16 protein-coding genes are annotated in these 16,537 nt (G+C 46.9%); 5 read left to right on the forward strand and 11 right to left on the reverse strand.

The window, feature by feature from the left end; all coding sequences use genetic code 11:
• Positions 1-3 precede the first annotated feature (3 nt).
• Complete coding sequence (gene dacB / locus OXG75_01005) at positions 4-1,404, forward strand: D-alanyl-D-alanine carboxypeptidase/D-alanyl-D-alanine-endopeptidase (protein MCY3624570.1); 1,401 nt, start codon at positions 4-6, stop codon at positions 1,402-1,404.
• Here the strand turns inward: dacB and rsmA are convergent.
• The 9 genes from rsmA to OXG75_01050 all read right to left on the reverse strand — a co-directional run bounded on the left by rsmA (position 1,398) and on the right by OXG75_01050 (position 9,929).
• The gene (gene rsmA, locus OXG75_01010; GenBank protein MCY3624571.1) at positions 1,398-2,216 is read right to left on the reverse strand and encodes a 16S rRNA (adenine(1518)-N(6)/adenine(1519)-N(6))-dimethyltransferase RsmA; all 819 of its coding nucleotides are present in this window, start codon (positions 2,214-2,216) and stop codon (positions 1,398-1,400) included. The two genes, dacB and rsmA, sit on opposite strands and share 7 nt — an antisense overlap.
• A gap of 35 nt (positions 2,217-2,251) precedes the next feature.
• Entirely contained in the window at positions 2,252-4,222 is a 1,971-nt protein-coding gene (locus OXG75_01015; protein ID MCY3624572.1) for an ATP-binding protein, read from the reverse strand.
• Positions 4,209-5,297: a DNA cytosine methyltransferase gene (locus tag OXG75_01020; protein ID MCY3624573.1), complete on the reverse strand. Its 1,089-nt coding sequence runs from the start codon at positions 5,295-5,297 to the stop codon at positions 4,209-4,211. The genes OXG75_01015 and OXG75_01020 overlap by 14 nt, the downstream gene beginning before the upstream one ends.
• Before the next feature lie 117 nt (positions 5,298-5,414).
• Positions 5,415-6,662, reverse strand: a complete 1,248-nt coding sequence (locus OXG75_01025) for a type II restriction endonuclease (GenBank protein MCY3624574.1) — start codon at positions 6,660-6,662, stop codon at positions 5,415-5,417.
• On the reverse strand, positions 6,659-7,120 hold the full coding sequence (locus OXG75_01030; GenBank protein MCY3624575.1) for a very short patch repair endonuclease: 462 nt from the start codon (positions 7,118-7,120) through the stop codon (positions 6,659-6,661). The genes OXG75_01025 and OXG75_01030 overlap by 4 nt, the downstream gene beginning before the upstream one ends.
• Positions 7,120-8,223, reverse strand: coding sequence for a DNA (cytosine-5-)-methyltransferase (gene dcm, locus OXG75_01035; protein MCY3624576.1), 1,104 nt, complete (start codon positions 8,221-8,223; stop codon positions 7,120-7,122). The genes OXG75_01030 and dcm overlap by 1 nt, the downstream gene beginning before the upstream one ends.
• A gap of 491 nt (positions 8,224-8,714) precedes the next feature.
• Entirely contained in the window at positions 8,715-8,990 is a 276-nt protein-coding gene (locus OXG75_01040; GenBank protein ID MCY3624577.1) for a septum formation initiator family protein, read from the reverse strand.
• Positions 8,991-8,997: 7 nt separating this feature from the next.
• Positions 8,998-9,639, reverse strand: a complete 642-nt coding sequence (locus tag OXG75_01045) for an MBL fold metallo-hydrolase (protein MCY3624578.1) — start codon at positions 9,637-9,639, stop codon at positions 8,998-9,000.
• Positions 9,636-9,929 carry an acylphosphatase gene (locus OXG75_01050; protein MCY3624579.1) on the reverse strand — a complete coding sequence of 98 codons (294 nt, stop codon included), beginning with the start codon at positions 9,927-9,929 and terminating at the stop codon, positions 9,636-9,638. Before OXG75_01050 ends, OXG75_01045 begins: the two co-directional genes overlap by 4 nt.
• 141 nt (positions 9,930-10,070) lie before the next feature.
• Between OXG75_01050 and thrC the strand changes: the two genes are divergently transcribed.
• On the forward strand, positions 10,071-11,408 hold the full coding sequence (gene thrC / locus OXG75_01055) for a threonine synthase (GenBank protein MCY3624580.1): 1,338 nt from the start codon (positions 10,071-10,073) through the stop codon (positions 11,406-11,408).
• 42 nt (positions 11,409-11,450) lie between these two features.
• On the opposite strand, the gene OXG75_01060 is transcribed toward thrC, so the two are convergent.
• Complete coding sequence (locus tag OXG75_01060) at positions 11,451-12,869, reverse strand: hypothetical protein (protein ID MCY3624581.1); 1,419 nt, start codon at positions 12,867-12,869, stop codon at positions 11,451-11,453.
• Positions 12,870-12,921: 52 nt separating this feature from the next.
• On the opposite strand from OXG75_01060, the gene pyrE reads away from it, so the two are divergent.
• The 3 genes from pyrE (at position 12,922) to OXG75_01075 (ending at position 15,301) form a co-directional block, all read left to right on the forward strand.
• Positions 12,922-13,464: an orotate phosphoribosyltransferase gene (gene pyrE / locus OXG75_01065; protein ID MCY3624582.1), complete on the forward strand. Its 543-nt coding sequence runs from the start codon at positions 12,922-12,924 to the stop codon at positions 13,462-13,464.
• Positions 13,465-13,564: 100 nt separating this feature from the next.
• Positions 13,565-14,572 (forward strand): inorganic phosphate transporter, encoded by a 1,008-nt coding sequence (locus OXG75_01070; protein MCY3624583.1) that lies wholly within the window; start codon positions 13,565-13,567, stop codon positions 14,570-14,572.
• Complete coding sequence (locus tag OXG75_01075) at positions 14,573-15,301, forward strand: phosphoadenylyl-sulfate reductase (protein MCY3624584.1); 729 nt, start codon at positions 14,573-14,575, stop codon at positions 15,299-15,301. It abuts the gene before it with no gap.
• Positions 15,302-15,317: 16 nt separating this feature from the next.
• Here the strand turns inward: OXG75_01075 and OXG75_01080 are convergent, their stop codons facing one another.
• Positions 15,318-16,415: an LLM class flavin-dependent oxidoreductase gene (locus tag OXG75_01080; protein MCY3624585.1), complete on the reverse strand. Its 1,098-nt coding sequence runs from the start codon at positions 16,413-16,415 to the stop codon at positions 15,318-15,320.
• Between the last annotated feature and the right edge of the window lie 122 nt (positions 16,416-16,537).

Consider the following 16,537-nt stretch of genomic DNA (forward strand, 5'->3'; position numbering starts at 1 on the left):
ACGATGGATTCCAGAATAAAGACCCTGATTCTGCACACGCTCGTTTTACTCTTTGTGTTTCTGTCGGCGGCACCTTCTCACGCTGAAGTAAACGAGAAAAAAATACTCTCCTTTATTTCGAAAAATTCCTCGTCGCGAAAGAAAATCGGGGTCATGGTCCGTTCCGCCGATACCGGCAAGACGGTTTTTCGCTATAACAGCAAAGAGGAATTCATTCCCGCCTCCAATAACAAAATACTTTCCTCCATAGCGGCGCTTTCCCTGCTCGGAAAGGGTTTTCGGTTCAAAACGGAGTTTTATCTGGGTGGAGGAATACACTCGGGAGTCGGCCACGGCGGTCTTTACGTAAAAGGGTTCGGAGACCCCACTATAGACATCGAGAAGCTCAGAGAGATTGCAGAGCGGATTAAGGCTCTCGGGATAAAAGGAATCGAGGGCGGGATTTACCTAGACGGTTCGTATTTTGACGACATCCATTACGGAGAAGGCTGGGATCCTGAATGGCGCGGCAAAAACTTCTGCCCTCCCGTAACGGCGATTTCGTTTAATTACAACTCGGCCAAGATAAAAATTTCCGCGTCCAGGGTGCAGGGAGTTCCCGCAACGGTGAGAACGGAACCCGCCGAGTTTCCCTTCCCGATCAAAAACAGGGTTTCCACCAAGCTGAGAAGATCGGGTGTGAGAGCACAGTACAACGAACGAAACGAACTCAGGCTCTCCGGATACGTCTCCTCCCGAAAAAAAGCCGAGACCCTAGAGATTTCGGTGCCAGACCCGTTTTTTTACTTCGGGGCTACACTCAAGCAAGTTCTCAAGAAGGAAGGAATTGAAGTAAGCGGACCCATAGAGCGCAGGAGAGTGCCTCGGTGGACCGGCAAAATATTCACCCATTACTCAGAACCTCTGGGCACCATTATCCATGAGTACAACAAAGAAAGCGTCAATATAATCGGAGAAAGCATAGTCAAAGTGATCGGGGCCAAGCATCTCAACACCCAGGGATCATGGAAATCCGGCACGCACGTAATTGAAAATCATCTGAGGAGAATTGGTCTTAACGGAAACTTCTCCGTGGCCGACGGTTCCGGTCTTTCGAGGCTAAACAGGGTGTCCCCCGAGGATATAACCGAGGCGCTCCATGTGGCCTACGGCGATCCGGACATTTCAGAGGAGTTCGTTGCGTCCCTTCCGATCGCCGGAGTTGACGGAACTCTCAAAAAAAGATTTCGCGCCCTCAAGGGCAGAATCTATGCGAAAACCGGATATCTTGAAGGAGCCAGATCTCTATCCGGCTACGCATTCGCAAAAAACGGGCGGGTTTATGTTTTTTCCATCATATCAAACGGCATGGGAACAAGGGTAAAGAAACTTCAGAATCTGCTTCTTAGGGAACTTGTCTACTGATTTATCGCGTGGAAGCTGTCGGCCAATCTCGCGAATTCCTCAACCGAAAGGGATTCCGCCCTTCTTCGCTGATCGATACTCGAGTCTGAAAGTGCCTGTTCAACGGTTTCCCTCTCAAAGAAGTTGCTGAGAGAATTCCTTATGGTCTTTCTCCGCGAGGAAAACGCACATCTGGTAACGGTCCTGAAGGTCTTCTCGCTCGATACAGAAAACACAGGCTCCTTAAGCGGATCGAGCACCACCACCGCCGAATCCACCTCGGGAACCGGATAGAACACGCGCCGGGAAACTTTGAAGGCAATCTCTACGCTGAAACAGCTCTGGAGAAGTATCGAGAGGGAACCGTAGCTCTTCCGTCCCTTTGCAGAGGATATCCTCTGCGCCACTTCCTTTTGCAGCATCACTACTATCTTTGAGAAGAGTTCTCTTTCATCAAAAAGCTTAATTAGAACCTGAGTGGATATGTTATAGGGAAGATTAGATACAAGTTTCGTCTTTTTTCCGTCGGAAAAACGACTGAACCCGATTTTAAGGACATCTTCGTAAACAAATCTGACGTTTGCAGATTCCCCGAATCTCTCGTCAAGAAAGGTCTTCAGCCTCTTGTCTTTCTCAATTGCCGTGATTCTGCCGGCACCGTGTGCGAGATGCTCCGTGAGGCTCCCCTTGCCGGGTCCGATTTCAATCACATGATCTTCTTTGTGGAGATTTGCGGTGACGCAGATCTTGCGGAGTATGTTGGGATCGTTCAGAAAATTCTGTCCAAGCCTCTTAGCCTGATGAAATGCCTCTTCTTGTTTTCTTCCAAGCAAGAATATATCCTATGCTGTAGAAAAAACTTCTCGGGTTAAGAATCTAATTCTGGTTCATCTATTGCTTCTAGCAACCTGCTAATACGACCTTTCTCTTTAGATTTTTCGATATAGTTTTGGTAACTGATCTCCGCATCGTTGATTAGCTGCTGATAGGTAATCACACGGATATTTTTAGCTTCAAGCGTCTTTTCGGATTCCTCTTTACCTTTTTCACTGTCCCAATCTTTCAATTTAGTTCCCACCAAGCAAATAGTTTCAATGGGACCATCTTCCCCCGCATCTTCAGCCTGTTTTTTAATGGCTCTTCTGTATTTGTCTACTTGCCCTAGCAAAGAACTTGTCTCCGTTGATATACGAGCCCTTTTGAGCTCAATAATAATATGCTTTCCAGAGGACTTCTTGTATCGAATATCAATCCGACCCTCCTTTTCTTCTTCTTTTGCCTCTTCAGATATCTTATCAAAAGCAATTCTTACGTTTTCTTCCATGCTTGGAGTTTCTGTTGCCCTATCCCACGAAGGATCAAGCAACCATAGATGTGAATAAATGTGTTTTTGGATAACTTTCTCTAAAGCATTTTTATCGGTATGTTCCTTGAGTTTACGGATAACATCCAATCTGCCCTTAGTAATTTCATAGTACCAAGATGCTTCAATGTCATCTAGTTCCGAAAACAACTGTACCGCAATCTCAAGGTTCTCAATATCAAGTTGATCCAATTGACTAAGTTTTTCTTTATGATGAAGATGTTCAAAAGCCAGAATACCATGCTTTAGAAGTGTCCTTCTGTGCTGCCCATCTGTTGCAATAGCATTGATCCTGCCGAACAACTTTCTTGCGGCACTGCGTGCGTCACTTTTTAATCCTTGTAACCATTCATTAATTGCAGGAATCTCCTTTGCCTTTTCTTCACCCTCCTCTTCTTTATAACGAGCACGATCCACTCTTAAAAATTTCAATTCTTCTTTTACAAACTCTGATAAGCTAGAAAATCTTTCTTCATTTCGTATAAAATCCTGTCTGCTAGAAGTTGCTATATCTTCTCTTTCCGTTAAATCCAAAAAGTCCGCTTCTAGTTCACCTATCAAATATTTGGTATGTAAACCACCTTCCCTGAAGATATCAAGGATGTTTTCCAAAGCGACTTTACCTCGTGTCAGAACAGCCAGTTTGTTAAGATTGTCATCTCCATCTTGCAGGGATCCGGATTCCATGACAAGACCTATCCATCCTTTTACATCATAACCCTGCTCACTATTTATCGTGCTTCCACGCTCTTTTATCCGCTCATCAGGAAGATGCTTAAAATGCGTCTTCTCGTAGTCGCCATAAACTAATACATACTCAAGTTTATGGAAATAGTCCCTGTCACCAATGGTTACCTGCCTACCTGCTATAAATACGTTGAAATTGTCTGATAATATGCTGAAACGTCGGGAAATTCGTTTTCGCAAGTTATCATCAATTGACGATTGAATCCGCTTTTTTAGTTTTGATAAAACAATAATTGTCCCCGTTTCTGTTAATATCTCGTACTCAGAAGGAATATCAGATATAGGTTTCGGATAATGACGGTTGCCCTTTGTTATATCATTGCGAATATCTTCAACAACAAGTTCTAGACCTAAAGTTTGATCATCTTTTTTTGTGTAGATTTGGACATTGTCAGCAATGGAGAAAACAGACAGTTTGCCTATACCTTTTCTCCCCATAACCCTGCGACGTTTTTTGGGGGTAAGGTCATCCTGCATATCTTTTCTGCGTTTATAACCAACCGTCAGGAACTTTTTTCTTAGGTCCTGTTTGTTCATCCCGCAACCGTCATCCCTGACACTGATTATTTTCTCATCCTCTATCAAGGTAATATCAAGATACACTTCTACCGCATCGGCATCCCAAGCATTAGCTATTAGTTCCGATAAAACGGCGGGAACATTGCTGTACAAATTGAGCCCCAGATGCTCTAACGCATTTAAATCAACCTTCAGTTCATAATCTCGCATCAACACTCTCCAGATGATTTATTATGGAACTACCGATAGCGGTGGCTAAAAGGGGTGGTACAGCATTACCTATGTGCTTTCCGATAACAGAAAATGTGGGTTTTTCGCCGAGAGGACAGAACTTATAGTCTTCTGGAAAAGTTTGCAGTATAGCCCCTTCTCTGAGACTCAAAGCACGGTCTTGCTCAGGATGACCAAAACGCCCTGTCCCATAACCATGGAACTGAGTAGTAAGCGTCGGCGCAGGTTTATCCCAACTCATTCGCCCATAAACATTGAGGTAGGTTCCGCCACTACTTTTCCTGTAACAGGCAGGAAGCAACTCTCTTGGCCAATCTCTCCAGCTTCCTCCCGGTACCGAAGCTTGGATTCTTCTAAAATTGATAGGAGATAAAGACCTGCAGACATGCATTGGGTCTGTTGGGCTCGCTTCCCCATGGGCCAGATTTTCCAAGTGCCCTATAGCTCTTCTCACTGTAATGGGATCTTCAACCCTTTTTCCTGGTAGACAGATGTCTTCTAACAAAGAAGCAAGCAAGACCAAACGACGTCGACTTTGGGGCACGCCGAAGTGTGCGCAGGGAATGATTCCATCAGCAATCCGGTAACCATGCCTTCGCAGGGTACTTTTGAATTTACGATAAACCTCCTTGCTTTTGAGTGCCGGTACATTTTCCATGGAAACAACTTCGGGCATTCCCTCGGTTACTAATCTCAAAAATTCATTAATTAGGTTCCATCGGAAATCCTCATTGTTCTTTCTATGTTTACTCGTGTGTGTAGAAAAGGGTTGACAAGGTGCACACCCAACCAGAATTCTATATTTCGCCCCGTCAAAATAAGAAGAAATATCTGCGTAACTAACGCTCCTGATATCCGAATGAACAAATTCTGCCTGACAATTTTCCTCATAGGCATAGCGACAGGTTGCATCAATGTCCAATCCTGCTACTACTGTGATTCCAGACTTCTGCAGTCCGTAGGATAATCCACCTATGCTGCAGAATACATCAAATGCCTTAGCAGAGATGGTAGACATCACAGTTGGTGTATTGTTAACAACTGGCTGGCTCAAGGCTATATCCTCTCTATTACAATAATAAGCATTGCAGAACCTAGTAGCAATTTCCGCTTCATGCTTCAATCGAGAAAACCAATAGACATTTTAAGAATATTCCTGAGCAGGACAGTTTCAGGAATGATCACCGCCGAGCCTCTGACGTTCCTTGACCAACTCAACAAAGTCCTTGACGTTCATCAACCATTTCTGTTGTGCAGGATTGTAGGAACTGAATATTACGCTTGGCACAACAAGCTGTAGCCTCTCTGCTTGCATTTCGTCAGTCTGTGCCTCTGAAATCCCCGGTTGCATCGTGAGTAGGTGCTTCTCCTCAATCTTGTTTGCCTCGGTAAGTACCTGCCGCCAACGGTCCTTGCAACTAGTCTTTACACCTAGCATTGTTAGGAGACCCGCATCAAAGTCAGGATCATGATACTGCTTTTCTCCAAGAAAGAGGAAATCGGGACCTCTACGCTTCTCAGTAGTAGCCTCGCGCGTGTATAGAACATCCTGTACTTTCAGTATCGCCTCAACATGATGACCAAAAGCCCATCCAGCCCGTGACTTGCGGCGATTCTGGATACTCAGTGAGAAACGCAGGAAGTCGTCTACATCGGGGATGTCTACAAAGTTTTTTCTAATCTGATCGGCGATTATATAGCGTTCCAAGTGCCTAAACAATACTTCCTCATGGTCCATCCATGCCGCCAGCGTCTCATCGGGTGCTCCAACCGGATCAACATCAGGAAGTGTGTCACGGGCAAAACCGGAGAACTCCGCAGTTCCCGGAAATCCATCTCCATATCTGGCAATCAATTCTCCCAATGCATCGGGAGGCTTCGGTGCCTCCAATTCAATGCCGAAACCATCAAGAATTGCTCTGACACTATAACCCAGATGAATGCCTTCATCGGTCCCAAGAATTTTTGCTTCAACCCTCCGTCCCATTAGATCAAGTCCGAAGAGCCAAAGTAGCTGACGGGCAATTGTTGTATTCGCAGGACAAAGCATTACATGCAGATTTTGTTCCCTAGTCTTCGCAATAACAAGAAGATCACCCACCTTCGCTCTGTGGACAATTGCTTCGGATTCAGCACTATAATAAAGATGATATTCTGCCGAACGGGCAGGATTGTTCCTTCGAACATCACTCCAAGTGCAAAAGGAATTTGAACTTGCTGGTTCCCTGTCTTCCTCATCATCAAGCCAGTGAAAAGTGGAAGGAAATCTGATCTTCTCTGCTGATTTTCCGAGGAATCTGCGAAAGCTGCTAACACCTTGGAATTCATGTTGGTTCGAGCGCAGCTTGTTGATTTCCACTTCGGTAAGGTACTTTGCCCCCACACCCTCAAAAAAATCAGAAAGAATGCCAAATTTCACGGGTTTCTCTCCCCTGTGATCTGATCTTCCGGATCATTACCCGCTATCCAAGCACTAATGCGATCCATAAGAGTTTCAAAGTCAAGGCGTTTTTTACCCCTAAGTGCACATTCCCATACTATAAGATATCTCCAGCCGTTTTCTAAAACAGAAGTCCGAACTTCTGCATCGCGCTGGCGGTTTCGATTAATCTTGGCTCGCCAAAATTCCGATCGTGTTGAGGGAATTTTAAAAAGATGGCAGTCATGTCCATGCCAAAAACAACCGTGTACAAAAATCGCAGCACGGTAGCGTGACAAAACCAGATCGGGTTTCCCACAGATTCCAGGAGAATGAAGCCTGTAGCGAAAACCGCGCGCATGCAAAGCCTTTCGGATCATCATTTCCGGTTTGGTATTTTTTCCTCTGACGCTGGACATTATCCGGCTGCGTGTGAACGCATCCACTGTGTCAGCCATCAGGTCGCCACAACTTCCTGAGAAACATAGTTGGAGGCTTTCTCACTGTTTAACAGATATGGAACCATGTAACGGGCTAGACACTCCACAACAGGTACGGCAACCGCGTTTCCAAACTGTCTGTATGCTTGGTTATCACTGACCGGAATCAGAAAATCCGATTGGTCTGGTCCGTCAAAACCCATGAGACGCGAACATTCTCTAGGTGTCAACCTTCGCGGGTTGCCTCGCTTGCGCCTTATAAGAATCTCCGAACCATCCTTGTAGTAGCGTGCAGAAAGAGTACGAGCGACATCCTCAGGTCCTACAAGCCCAAAACCAAACCCGTTTCCACGTCTGCGATGTTTCCTCGCATAATCCTGAAGGTATCGCCACAATCTATCAGATAGAGTGTACTTGCTGTTCACACGGCCCTCGTAGTCGGTATAGTGCTTGTCCTTTCCTTCGGTTCCATCTTCAGGGTGAAGAATTGTCCCCAGTCGTGGCCCTTCAAGGGGATCAGGAATGTAAACATCTTCAAGAGAGAAATCCGTCTCCTCACAAAAGCCTGCAATGAAAATGCGTTCGCGGTGTTGTGGAACAAATCCTTTGGCATCAATTACCCGACAGCTTATATGATAGCCCAAGTCATCCACAAGAGTCTTGCGGATAATCCGAAAAGTATTTCCCTTATCGTGATTGACAAGGTTTTTTACATTTTCAAGCAAAAATGCCTTCGGCCTATGATGCTCAATAATCCGTGCCAAATCGAAGAACAAAGTGCCTTGAGTTTCGCAACGAAATCCGTGTGCATGTCCAAGGGCATTTTTCTTGCTTACTCCTGCAATCGAAAAAGGCTGGCAGGGGAAACCCGCCAGAAGAAGATCATGCTCAGGTATGTCAGTGACATCTACATACCTGATGTCACCTGCCATAATATGATCCTCACCGTCACGGTAATTGGCCAGATAGGTTTGCTGGGCATATTTATCCCATTCGGATGTAAAGGCACATACCCCCCCTAAGCTATCAAAACCCTGACGCAACCCCCCGACCCCCGCAAAAAGATCAATGAAGCGGAAAAAACTTTGTTTGTAAAGAGAATTTCCCTTGTTCCCCTTCATGCGCTACCTTATAAGGTCTTCTAAGTATTGTTATTGTTGACTTGTGCGGTTTGGAGTCTCCTTTTCCTCATCTCAAAAGAGTTTGTTCCAAATAACCAAGTAAGTCGGACAGTTGTGACAATGCTATAACAGCAAGACAGCATAGCACAGAATTAACATTAATATTATGGCGTACCAGCCACGGATTGCAAGGTAATCTTGGCCATTAGGATAATTAGTCTTAAGGTTCTCCTATCAAGTCAGTTAAGTTGGCAGAAAAAACAATATTTTTTGACAGGGAGAAAGCGGATTGGTGAAGTAGGCGTGCGCAATCTTAGGCAACATAGTTGGCATGATTGACCAAGTACTTGGTCAGGAAAGGGTACTGAATCGGTTCACGCTGGGCAACGGTAACAAAATACCCCCCCCCCCCGATGAAACTCTGATTGAACTATCCATTTACAAATATATCCTTAAAAACCCAACCAGCCTAAACACCAAGAGTTGTAAAGTTATTCTTCTTTGAACCTGAATATCTTTTCTTTGTCTTTTATCATCCCCAGTTCCTCTCTCAGTATTTTCTCAATGTATCTTTCGTCTTGCTTAAGGGCCTTTATTTCTTCTCTGTACGCCCTGTTCTGCGCTTCTAAGTCCTCTATCCTCTTCTCTATCCTCTTGTTTTCGTTCTTGAGAAAATAGACCTTGGAAATCTCGTTGAAAAACATCAAGGCCACCGCTACGGCAATCACCGAGTACGCAGCCAACCTAATGAATCTTTGCGGTCTCATATGTCCTCTAAAGAGCAAAAGTTCCCACGAGAAAAGGATTAGTCCTTTTTTCAATTCCCACTGTCGTTTGAGGGCCGTGGCCCGGATGGATTTCGTAATGGTCGGGATATTGAAGAATCTCGGAGCGGATCGACCCGACAAGCTCCGTCATGCTCGTTCCCCCGGTAAGATCCACCCTTCCTACGCTTCCAGCGAAAACAGTGTCTCCAGCTATTATTGATTTTCCGAAAACAAAACATATATGCCCCCAGGTATGTCCCGGAACAAGGAGTATCTCTCCCCTGAGATTCCCCACAGAAAGAGTTTCTCCTTCTTTCACGTAACCATCTACCTCAGGGACTTCGACAAAGTCAAATCCCGGGAACCTCATCTTCGCCTCGGGAAGCAAATCAAGGACGGGCTGTTCTTTTTCGTGTATGTAAAAGGGTATGCCAAGCATTTTCTTGAAAGCCTCGACACCGGCCACGTGATCCAAGTGCGTGTGGGTATTAACTATTTTTTTTACCTCGAGTCCTGATTTTTCGATTTCCTCGGATATCTCCGCTATCTGCTCTCCGGGATCAACGAGCATAGCCTCGTTCGTATCTTCATCCCCTATGATGTAACAGTTTTCAATGAATATCCCGCCCGGGATGCATTTTATTATCAATCTGATCTCCTTTGAGTTCTGTTTATACGAAAATCGATGAATCCGCCCCCGGGTGGAAGCCACTTGAATTCAACCGATTCGACCTTTGCGCGGGGCGGTCCTTCTCCGCACCACTCAATCAGCTTTTCGAGATTCTCGGTCGTTCCTTCAGCGACTATTCTGACGTTTCCATCCATGAGGTTCTCGACATGTCCCTTGATGCCAAGCTCAGTCGCTGTTTGGGCCGTCGAGACTCTGAAGAAAACTCCCTGCACCTTTCCCTTTACCAGGATAACGGCTCTTCGTTCCATCCGATTCTTCCAGACTACCGAAAGCCTCTGTCAGTGTCAATGAACGCAGAGATTCGGGACTTTAAAGTAAGCACCGGAGCAGGAGAAAAGGGTTTGCGCGGCGTTGACAGAGAAAAAGGCAAAATGTATTTTCTTTTCTTAATGAGTGAGTACCGAGCCCATTTCAGATGCATAGACGAGAACTGCTCTGAAACCTATCCCATCGACGAAATCATTTACAGGTGCAAGAAGTGCGACAATCTTCTTGACGTTCAGCACGACATGGAAACTCTGGGGCAAAAAACGCCCGAGCAATGGAAAGAGCTTTTTGACAGCAGGTACAGAAAGCAGGTCTGGCCTTTCGGAAGCGGCGTCTGGGGGAAGAAGGAGTGGGTTATGCCCTCAATCGAAAACGAGAAAATAGTTTCAATGTACGAGGGGTGCACGAACCTTTTCTGGGCCGAGAGGTTCGGAAAACAGGTAGGCGCTGAAGATCTCTGGATAAAGATGTGTGGCAACAGCCACACGGGATCCTTCAAGGATCTGGGGATGACCGTGCTCGTATCGGCCGTAAACCAGATGATAAGCGACAACGTGAGCATCCCGGCGGTAGCCTGCGCCTCAACTGGGGATACATCGGCTGCTTTGGCCGCCTACTGCGCGTCTGCAGGCATTCCTTCCATAGTCTTTCTCCCCAAAGACAAGGTATCCATTGCCCAGTTGATCCAGCCCATATCGAACGGATCTCTGGTTCTCTCCCTGGATACGGACTTTGACGGCTGCATGGAGATGGTCCAGAGAATAACCAGCGAGCATAACATTTATCTTGCAAATTCGATCAACTCCCTGCGCATAGAGGGACAGAAAACTATAAGCATAGAACTTTGCCAGCAGTTTGACTGGGAGGTCCCGGACTGGGTAATAATTCCAGGCGGCAACCTAGGCAACGTGTCCGCGCTCGGGAAGGGATTCCTGATGATGTATGAGCTCGGCGTCATAAAAAAACTTCCGAGAATAGTCTGTGCGCAGGCACAGAACGCAAACCCTCTTTACCTGAGCTATCTTAAGGGATTTGAAGAATTTACCCCCGTAACAGCGAAAAAAACCCTCGCAAATGCCATACAGATCGGAAACCCGGTAAGCATCAACAAGGCAATTTCGATCCTCAGGCGATTTGACGGAGTTGTGGAGCAGGCATCGGAAGACGAACTTTCCCATGCCTCGGCAATGGCGGACAGAACAGGCACGTTTAACTGCCCGCACACAGGAGTTGCACTCGCAGTGTTTTTGAAACTGCTTGAGAAAAAGGTTCTTTCTCCCAAGGAGAAGATAGTGGTGGTTTCCACAGCTCACGGGCTTAAATTCGTTGAGTTCAAAGCCGGCTACCATAGGTCCGTTCTTGAAGGGATATCTTCTGAGCTAAGCAATGTTCCGGTGGAACTTCCAAACGATTACAAGGCCGTAAAAAACGCAATACAAAGCAGAATTCCGGTCCAGTAGTCACCATAAGAGTCATTCGGCAATCTGGATAATCCCTTGTTCTCAGCCGCTATCAACAATGTCTGTTCGGATGGCTGAGGCTTTTTCCGAAGCCCGAAACCTCCACCATTCCCAAGCGAGAAAAACCCACACGGGCGCAAACTCTATCCATATCACCGCGTTCCCGAATATTCCACCTTCCTCCGGGTGAGAGGGAAAATAGTACTGAAGGTAATAAAGCGGGAGCAGTGCGGTTAAAGCAAGGAACCCCGGGCTTGGAGCTATGCAGAGAAACGGAAGAAGCCACGTGTAGTACCAAGGAAACTGTGCCGGGATCAACAGAAACACACCTCCAATTATCAGAAGTGCTTTTCTGTGGAGACCTAAAGACCTGCATACAAACGCCACGTAAAACTTCCAGAGAAGAAAAATCGCGATGAGACCAATTCTTGAATGTGCCTGCGCATGTCCGGGGTGAACATCAAACGCCTCCAGGATAAACTCCCATCCCGAAAGAACCGCCGTGAAGAACGGGCTGTTGTTCTGCCAGCTTTTTCCGTACGCTACGATGCCGGAAGTCGAATCCAGCCTAAATACAACCATGGGAAGAAATATGATTAAGACCGCACTGGCGAAAATAGAGATCTGCAGCAGTGTTTGCCGTTTCTCCTTAAGGGGATTTAAAAACATCCCGAAAAGAAGCGCCGGCCAGAGCTTGACTCCCACCGCCAAGGAAAGGACGAGCGTCCAGAGCTTTTTCCTTTCGCAGAGAAAAAGAAGAATCGCTCCCAGTACGAAAGGAAACGCAAGGATGTCCATGTGCAGGGAGTTGAATATTTCCTTTACCAGAAGCGGGTTCCACCAGTAGATAATGGAATATTGACGAGGAATGTCGAGCTTCTTCAGGCTAGCAAGCAAAAGCCCCAGCGTAACCAGATCAAACACCATGAGCAGGATCCTCCACGCCGTGGTGCCCATGGGAGATATTTTGTAGGATACGGCGAAGAAGAGTTCCGCTATAGGAGGATAGATGGTTTTTACGTGGGGATGGTTTACTTTCTCAAGCGTATCGCCATAGAGGCGCTTGAGTTCCCTAAGTTTTTCGTTTCCCCCGCCTTCCGCCACTTCCTCCGGGGAGTACTCGTAGGGATTCATTCCGTTTGCAACCACGGCGCCGTCCCAGAAATAGCGGTGATAGTCGTTTTCAAGTATCGGGGTTGAAAAAAGAAACAGAACGCGGAACCCGAGACCGAAAAGAATTATGAGAAGAAGCGAACACGCGCGGTTTTTTCTGAAACTTCCCACCGCCGCAAAGTAGACAGCCGAGGCAATAATCAGAAGCGATATGAAAACCGGTATCAGGTCTCTCTTAAAAGCCCCGGAGGAGAGTTCCGGGGAGATTTTAGCGATAGCCCCAAGCAGGAGAAAAATGGCTGTTCCGCACAGAAGAAGGAGCCGGTCCGGTTTATTGATTTTCCGCATCAATAGGTACAATTACGAAAATAACATTTCATTCAGTTCGGAATCCCGGAAGATGAACAAGAGCAGAGAAAAATTAAAACTAATTCTAAAAAGCAAATCAATCCTGCTCGGAAATTTCACTCTGGCATCGGGAAAGCAAAGTTCCTACTACATTGACGCCAGGCTCACGACTCTGGATCCTGAAGGCGCCCACCTGATATCAGAAATACTTCTGGGCGAAATCGCCGCTCAGGGAGGCGTAACGGCCGTCGGAGGACCGTCCACGGGCGCCGATCCGATGGTGGGAGCCATCATTTCCAGAAGTTATGAGCAGGACATGCCGCTTCGCGGATTCATAGTAAGAAAGAAGGAAAAAGAACATGGGACCGGGAACATGATAGAGGGCGGACTTACCGAGGGAGACAGTGTGGCAATAGTTGAGGACGTGATTACAACCGGTGGTTCCGTTCTAAGAGCCATTGATCTTGTCGAGTCCGCCGGAGCCGAGGTCCGTGGGGTCCTCTGCGTCGTCGACAGGGGAGAGAACACAGAAAAAGCCTTCCTTGAGCGGGGCTGTAGCTTTTTTTCCATATTCAGCGTTTCGGAACTTCTCTAGAAAACTCCACGCAAAACTCTTTTGTTTTTCACACAAACCGGAATGATATTTGGTTTTTACGTAATTACTGTCACCTATATTTAGGCGGGGAGAGGATTTATTGAGCGTTTTACTTGTTGTAACACTTGTGCTTTCGGCATTTCTGGCCCTTAACATAGGAGCCAACAATTCCGCGGCGTCCATGGCGACATCGTACGGTGCCGGCGTAAGGTCGAAAAGACAGGCCGTATGGCTTATAGCTATCTTTGCTCTCCTCGGAGCGCTTACGGCCGGAGCGCCCGTGGTGGAGACCGTAGGCAAGGGAATAGTGCCGGCCGAGACCCTCTCTTCCGATATAGGCTTCATATTTATAATTCTGCTTCTCGGGATAGGTTTCATCGTCTGGGCGAATATAGTCCGCACGCCTATAGCCACCACCCACGCCATAGTGTGCGCCATAGTGGGAATCGGTCTTTATACTCAGACACTTAATTCCGACAGCTTCATCCGGGTGCTCAAATGGTGGATTCTGGCGCCGATAGTCGCCTGGTTAATAAATTTCGCCGTGGCAAAGTTTTTCTATTTCAAGATAGTCCATTACCTCGCAAGTAATTTCTCGGAGAAAAGAGTCAACGTCATCCTGACCGTGCTGATTACCATATCCGGAACTTTTATCGCCTTTTCGGGAGGCGCCAACAATTCCGCAAACGCCATAGGGCCGATAGTAAGCCTAGGGCTGATAGACTCCTATCCGGGCGCAATTCTTGCCGGTGTCGCAATGGGGGTGGGAGCAATTCTGCTTGGAGGCAGAGTTCTTGAGACCCTAGGGAAAAAAATAACGGAGATATGCATAATAAGGGCTATCTCGGTCGAGTTTACGGCTGCGGTAATAATACTGCTCGCTTCGTTATACGGAATTCCGGTTTCGATCGCCGAGATAGTAACAGCCGGAGTTGTGGGTTTTTCGTGCGCGCAGCACGGATTTGTCCAGACTTCCAAAAACAGCCATGTTGTAAAAATCGGTTTTTTCTGGTTTGTTGTTCCTGTGATAACCGTAGGGGTAAGTTATTACATATCCCTCGTATATATAAAGTACGGCTTGTCGTCGTATCTGAGTTTTTTGGGTTAAATGAAATTTTCTGAAAAAGACGTAAAGAATCTCAATCACGAGTTTGAGCGAAGTTCTCCTGAGGATATCCTCGCCTGGGCTTCTGCGAACCTCGACCGCTCGGTGGCGCTTGCAACCAGCTTCCAAGTCCAAGGCATGGTGCTTGTCGACATGTTCGCAAAGGCAAACCCCGAAGCGAGAATCTTCACTCTTGATACCGGGAGGCTTCATTCCCATACGTACGACGTCATGGACAAGACAAGAGAAAAATACAACATCAACATCGAGGTGCTTTTCCCCGACACGGCTGAAGTGGAGGAGATGGTGATCAGCCACGGGGTAAATCTTTTTTACAAAAGCGTTGAAAACAGAAGACTCTGCTGCCAAGTGAGAAAAACCAACCCGCTTAACGGATACTTAAAAAACCTAGACGCCTGGATTGCCTCCATAAGGGCGGACCAGACGGAGCAGCGGGCAGAGTCAAGCAAGTTTGAGATCGACTACCTGCACGGAAAGATGCTCAAGATAAACCCTATTCTTGACTGGACCGCCGACCAGGTATGGGACTACGTAAGGAAAAACGATGTTCCTTATAACAAGCTCCACGACATGGGATATCCAAGCATAGGATGCGCTCCCTGCACAAGGGCCGTTGAGGAGGGAGAAGATCCTAGGGCCGGCAGGTGGTGGTGGGAGCAAGGCTCGGACAAAGAATGCGGAATTCACTTCAGTCGCGAACCGCAGTCTTAAAGGTCTGAGGTCGCTCTCAGGTCCCACTCCGCAGATTCTCTTTCACAATCGGAAGAACTTCTTCTTTGAGCAATCTCATTGATTTCTGCCATTTTTCCTTCGGGTTCCACTCGTGCCCCATGACCAGAAGCATCCCGAATCCCCCGACGAATTCATGAAGCTCGATTATTTTCCGGGCGACATCCTCAGGACTTCCCACAAGCCACATGTTCTCGATCATGTAGTCCATGGTCACTTCCCGGTCCGACATTGACTTGTCGATCTTAAACAGGTTCAAGTTGTTTCTTATCATGGGAACTATAGTGAAAAAATAATCCCGGAAATCTCTTGCGAGCGTGCCTTCTATTACTTCTTTTCTCGCCTCTTCGGTTGTCTCCGCGACATAGACGTCCCTTGCGATTCTCCATTTCGCCCTCTCAGGTGTTCTACCGACGGCCTCCGCACCCTGCTCGTATCCCGCCCAGTGAGATTTAAGCACATCAGGAATAACGAAATTTATGCTCATAGGTATCCAGTCACGTTCCCCGGCCGTCTTAAGACTCGCAGAATTCTCCGAGATTCCCGCAACCGCTATAGGAGGATGAGGTTCCTGGTAGGGCTTCGTGTGCACTCCGAGACCAACCCTTTCCACGGGATCGGGAACGGTAAACTTCCACCGGGAGTTAGAGTAAACACCCGGGCTCGGGTTGTTCCAGAGGTTAAGTATCATCTCAAGGGACTCGTTCATAAGCTGTCTTTGTTCCCCTGTTTTCGGGTTTATACCGAACGCTTCGAAATCTCCGATGAAACTTCCGGCTCCTACTCCCCAGTAGAATCTTCCCTTAAGCAGGTGGTCAAGAACCGCAATTCTGTGCGCAAGCATAAAAGGGTCATGCTGAGGCAGGCATGAAACTCCCGTACCGAAGATTATACGTTTAGTGAGAGCAGCGGCTTTGGCTATGAAAAGATCGGGGGCAGGTATATTCTCCCAACCCGCCGTGAAGTGTTCTCCTATCCAGGCTTCCCTGAAACCGATTTCGTCAAGAAAAACTACCTGCTCCATGTCCGCTTCGAGCGTATCGGAAAGGGAAGAGCCGAACGGATGAAGAGGCATTGTGAAATATCCTAGTTCCATTTCCGGAACATTATACTCCCTTTGAACGTAAAAAAAGAGTGTTTTGCGCAGCGACCTCGGCTAGTAAAGTTTGGCAAAAACTCTGGGTATGTAGTAATATGATACGGATTTTGAACATTAAA

It is taken from the genome of Candidatus Dadabacteria bacterium (genome assembly GCA_026705445.1).
In the GTDB taxonomy this organism is placed as follows: Bacteria; Desulfobacterota_D; UBA1144; order Nemesobacterales; family Nemesobacteraceae; genus Nemesobacter.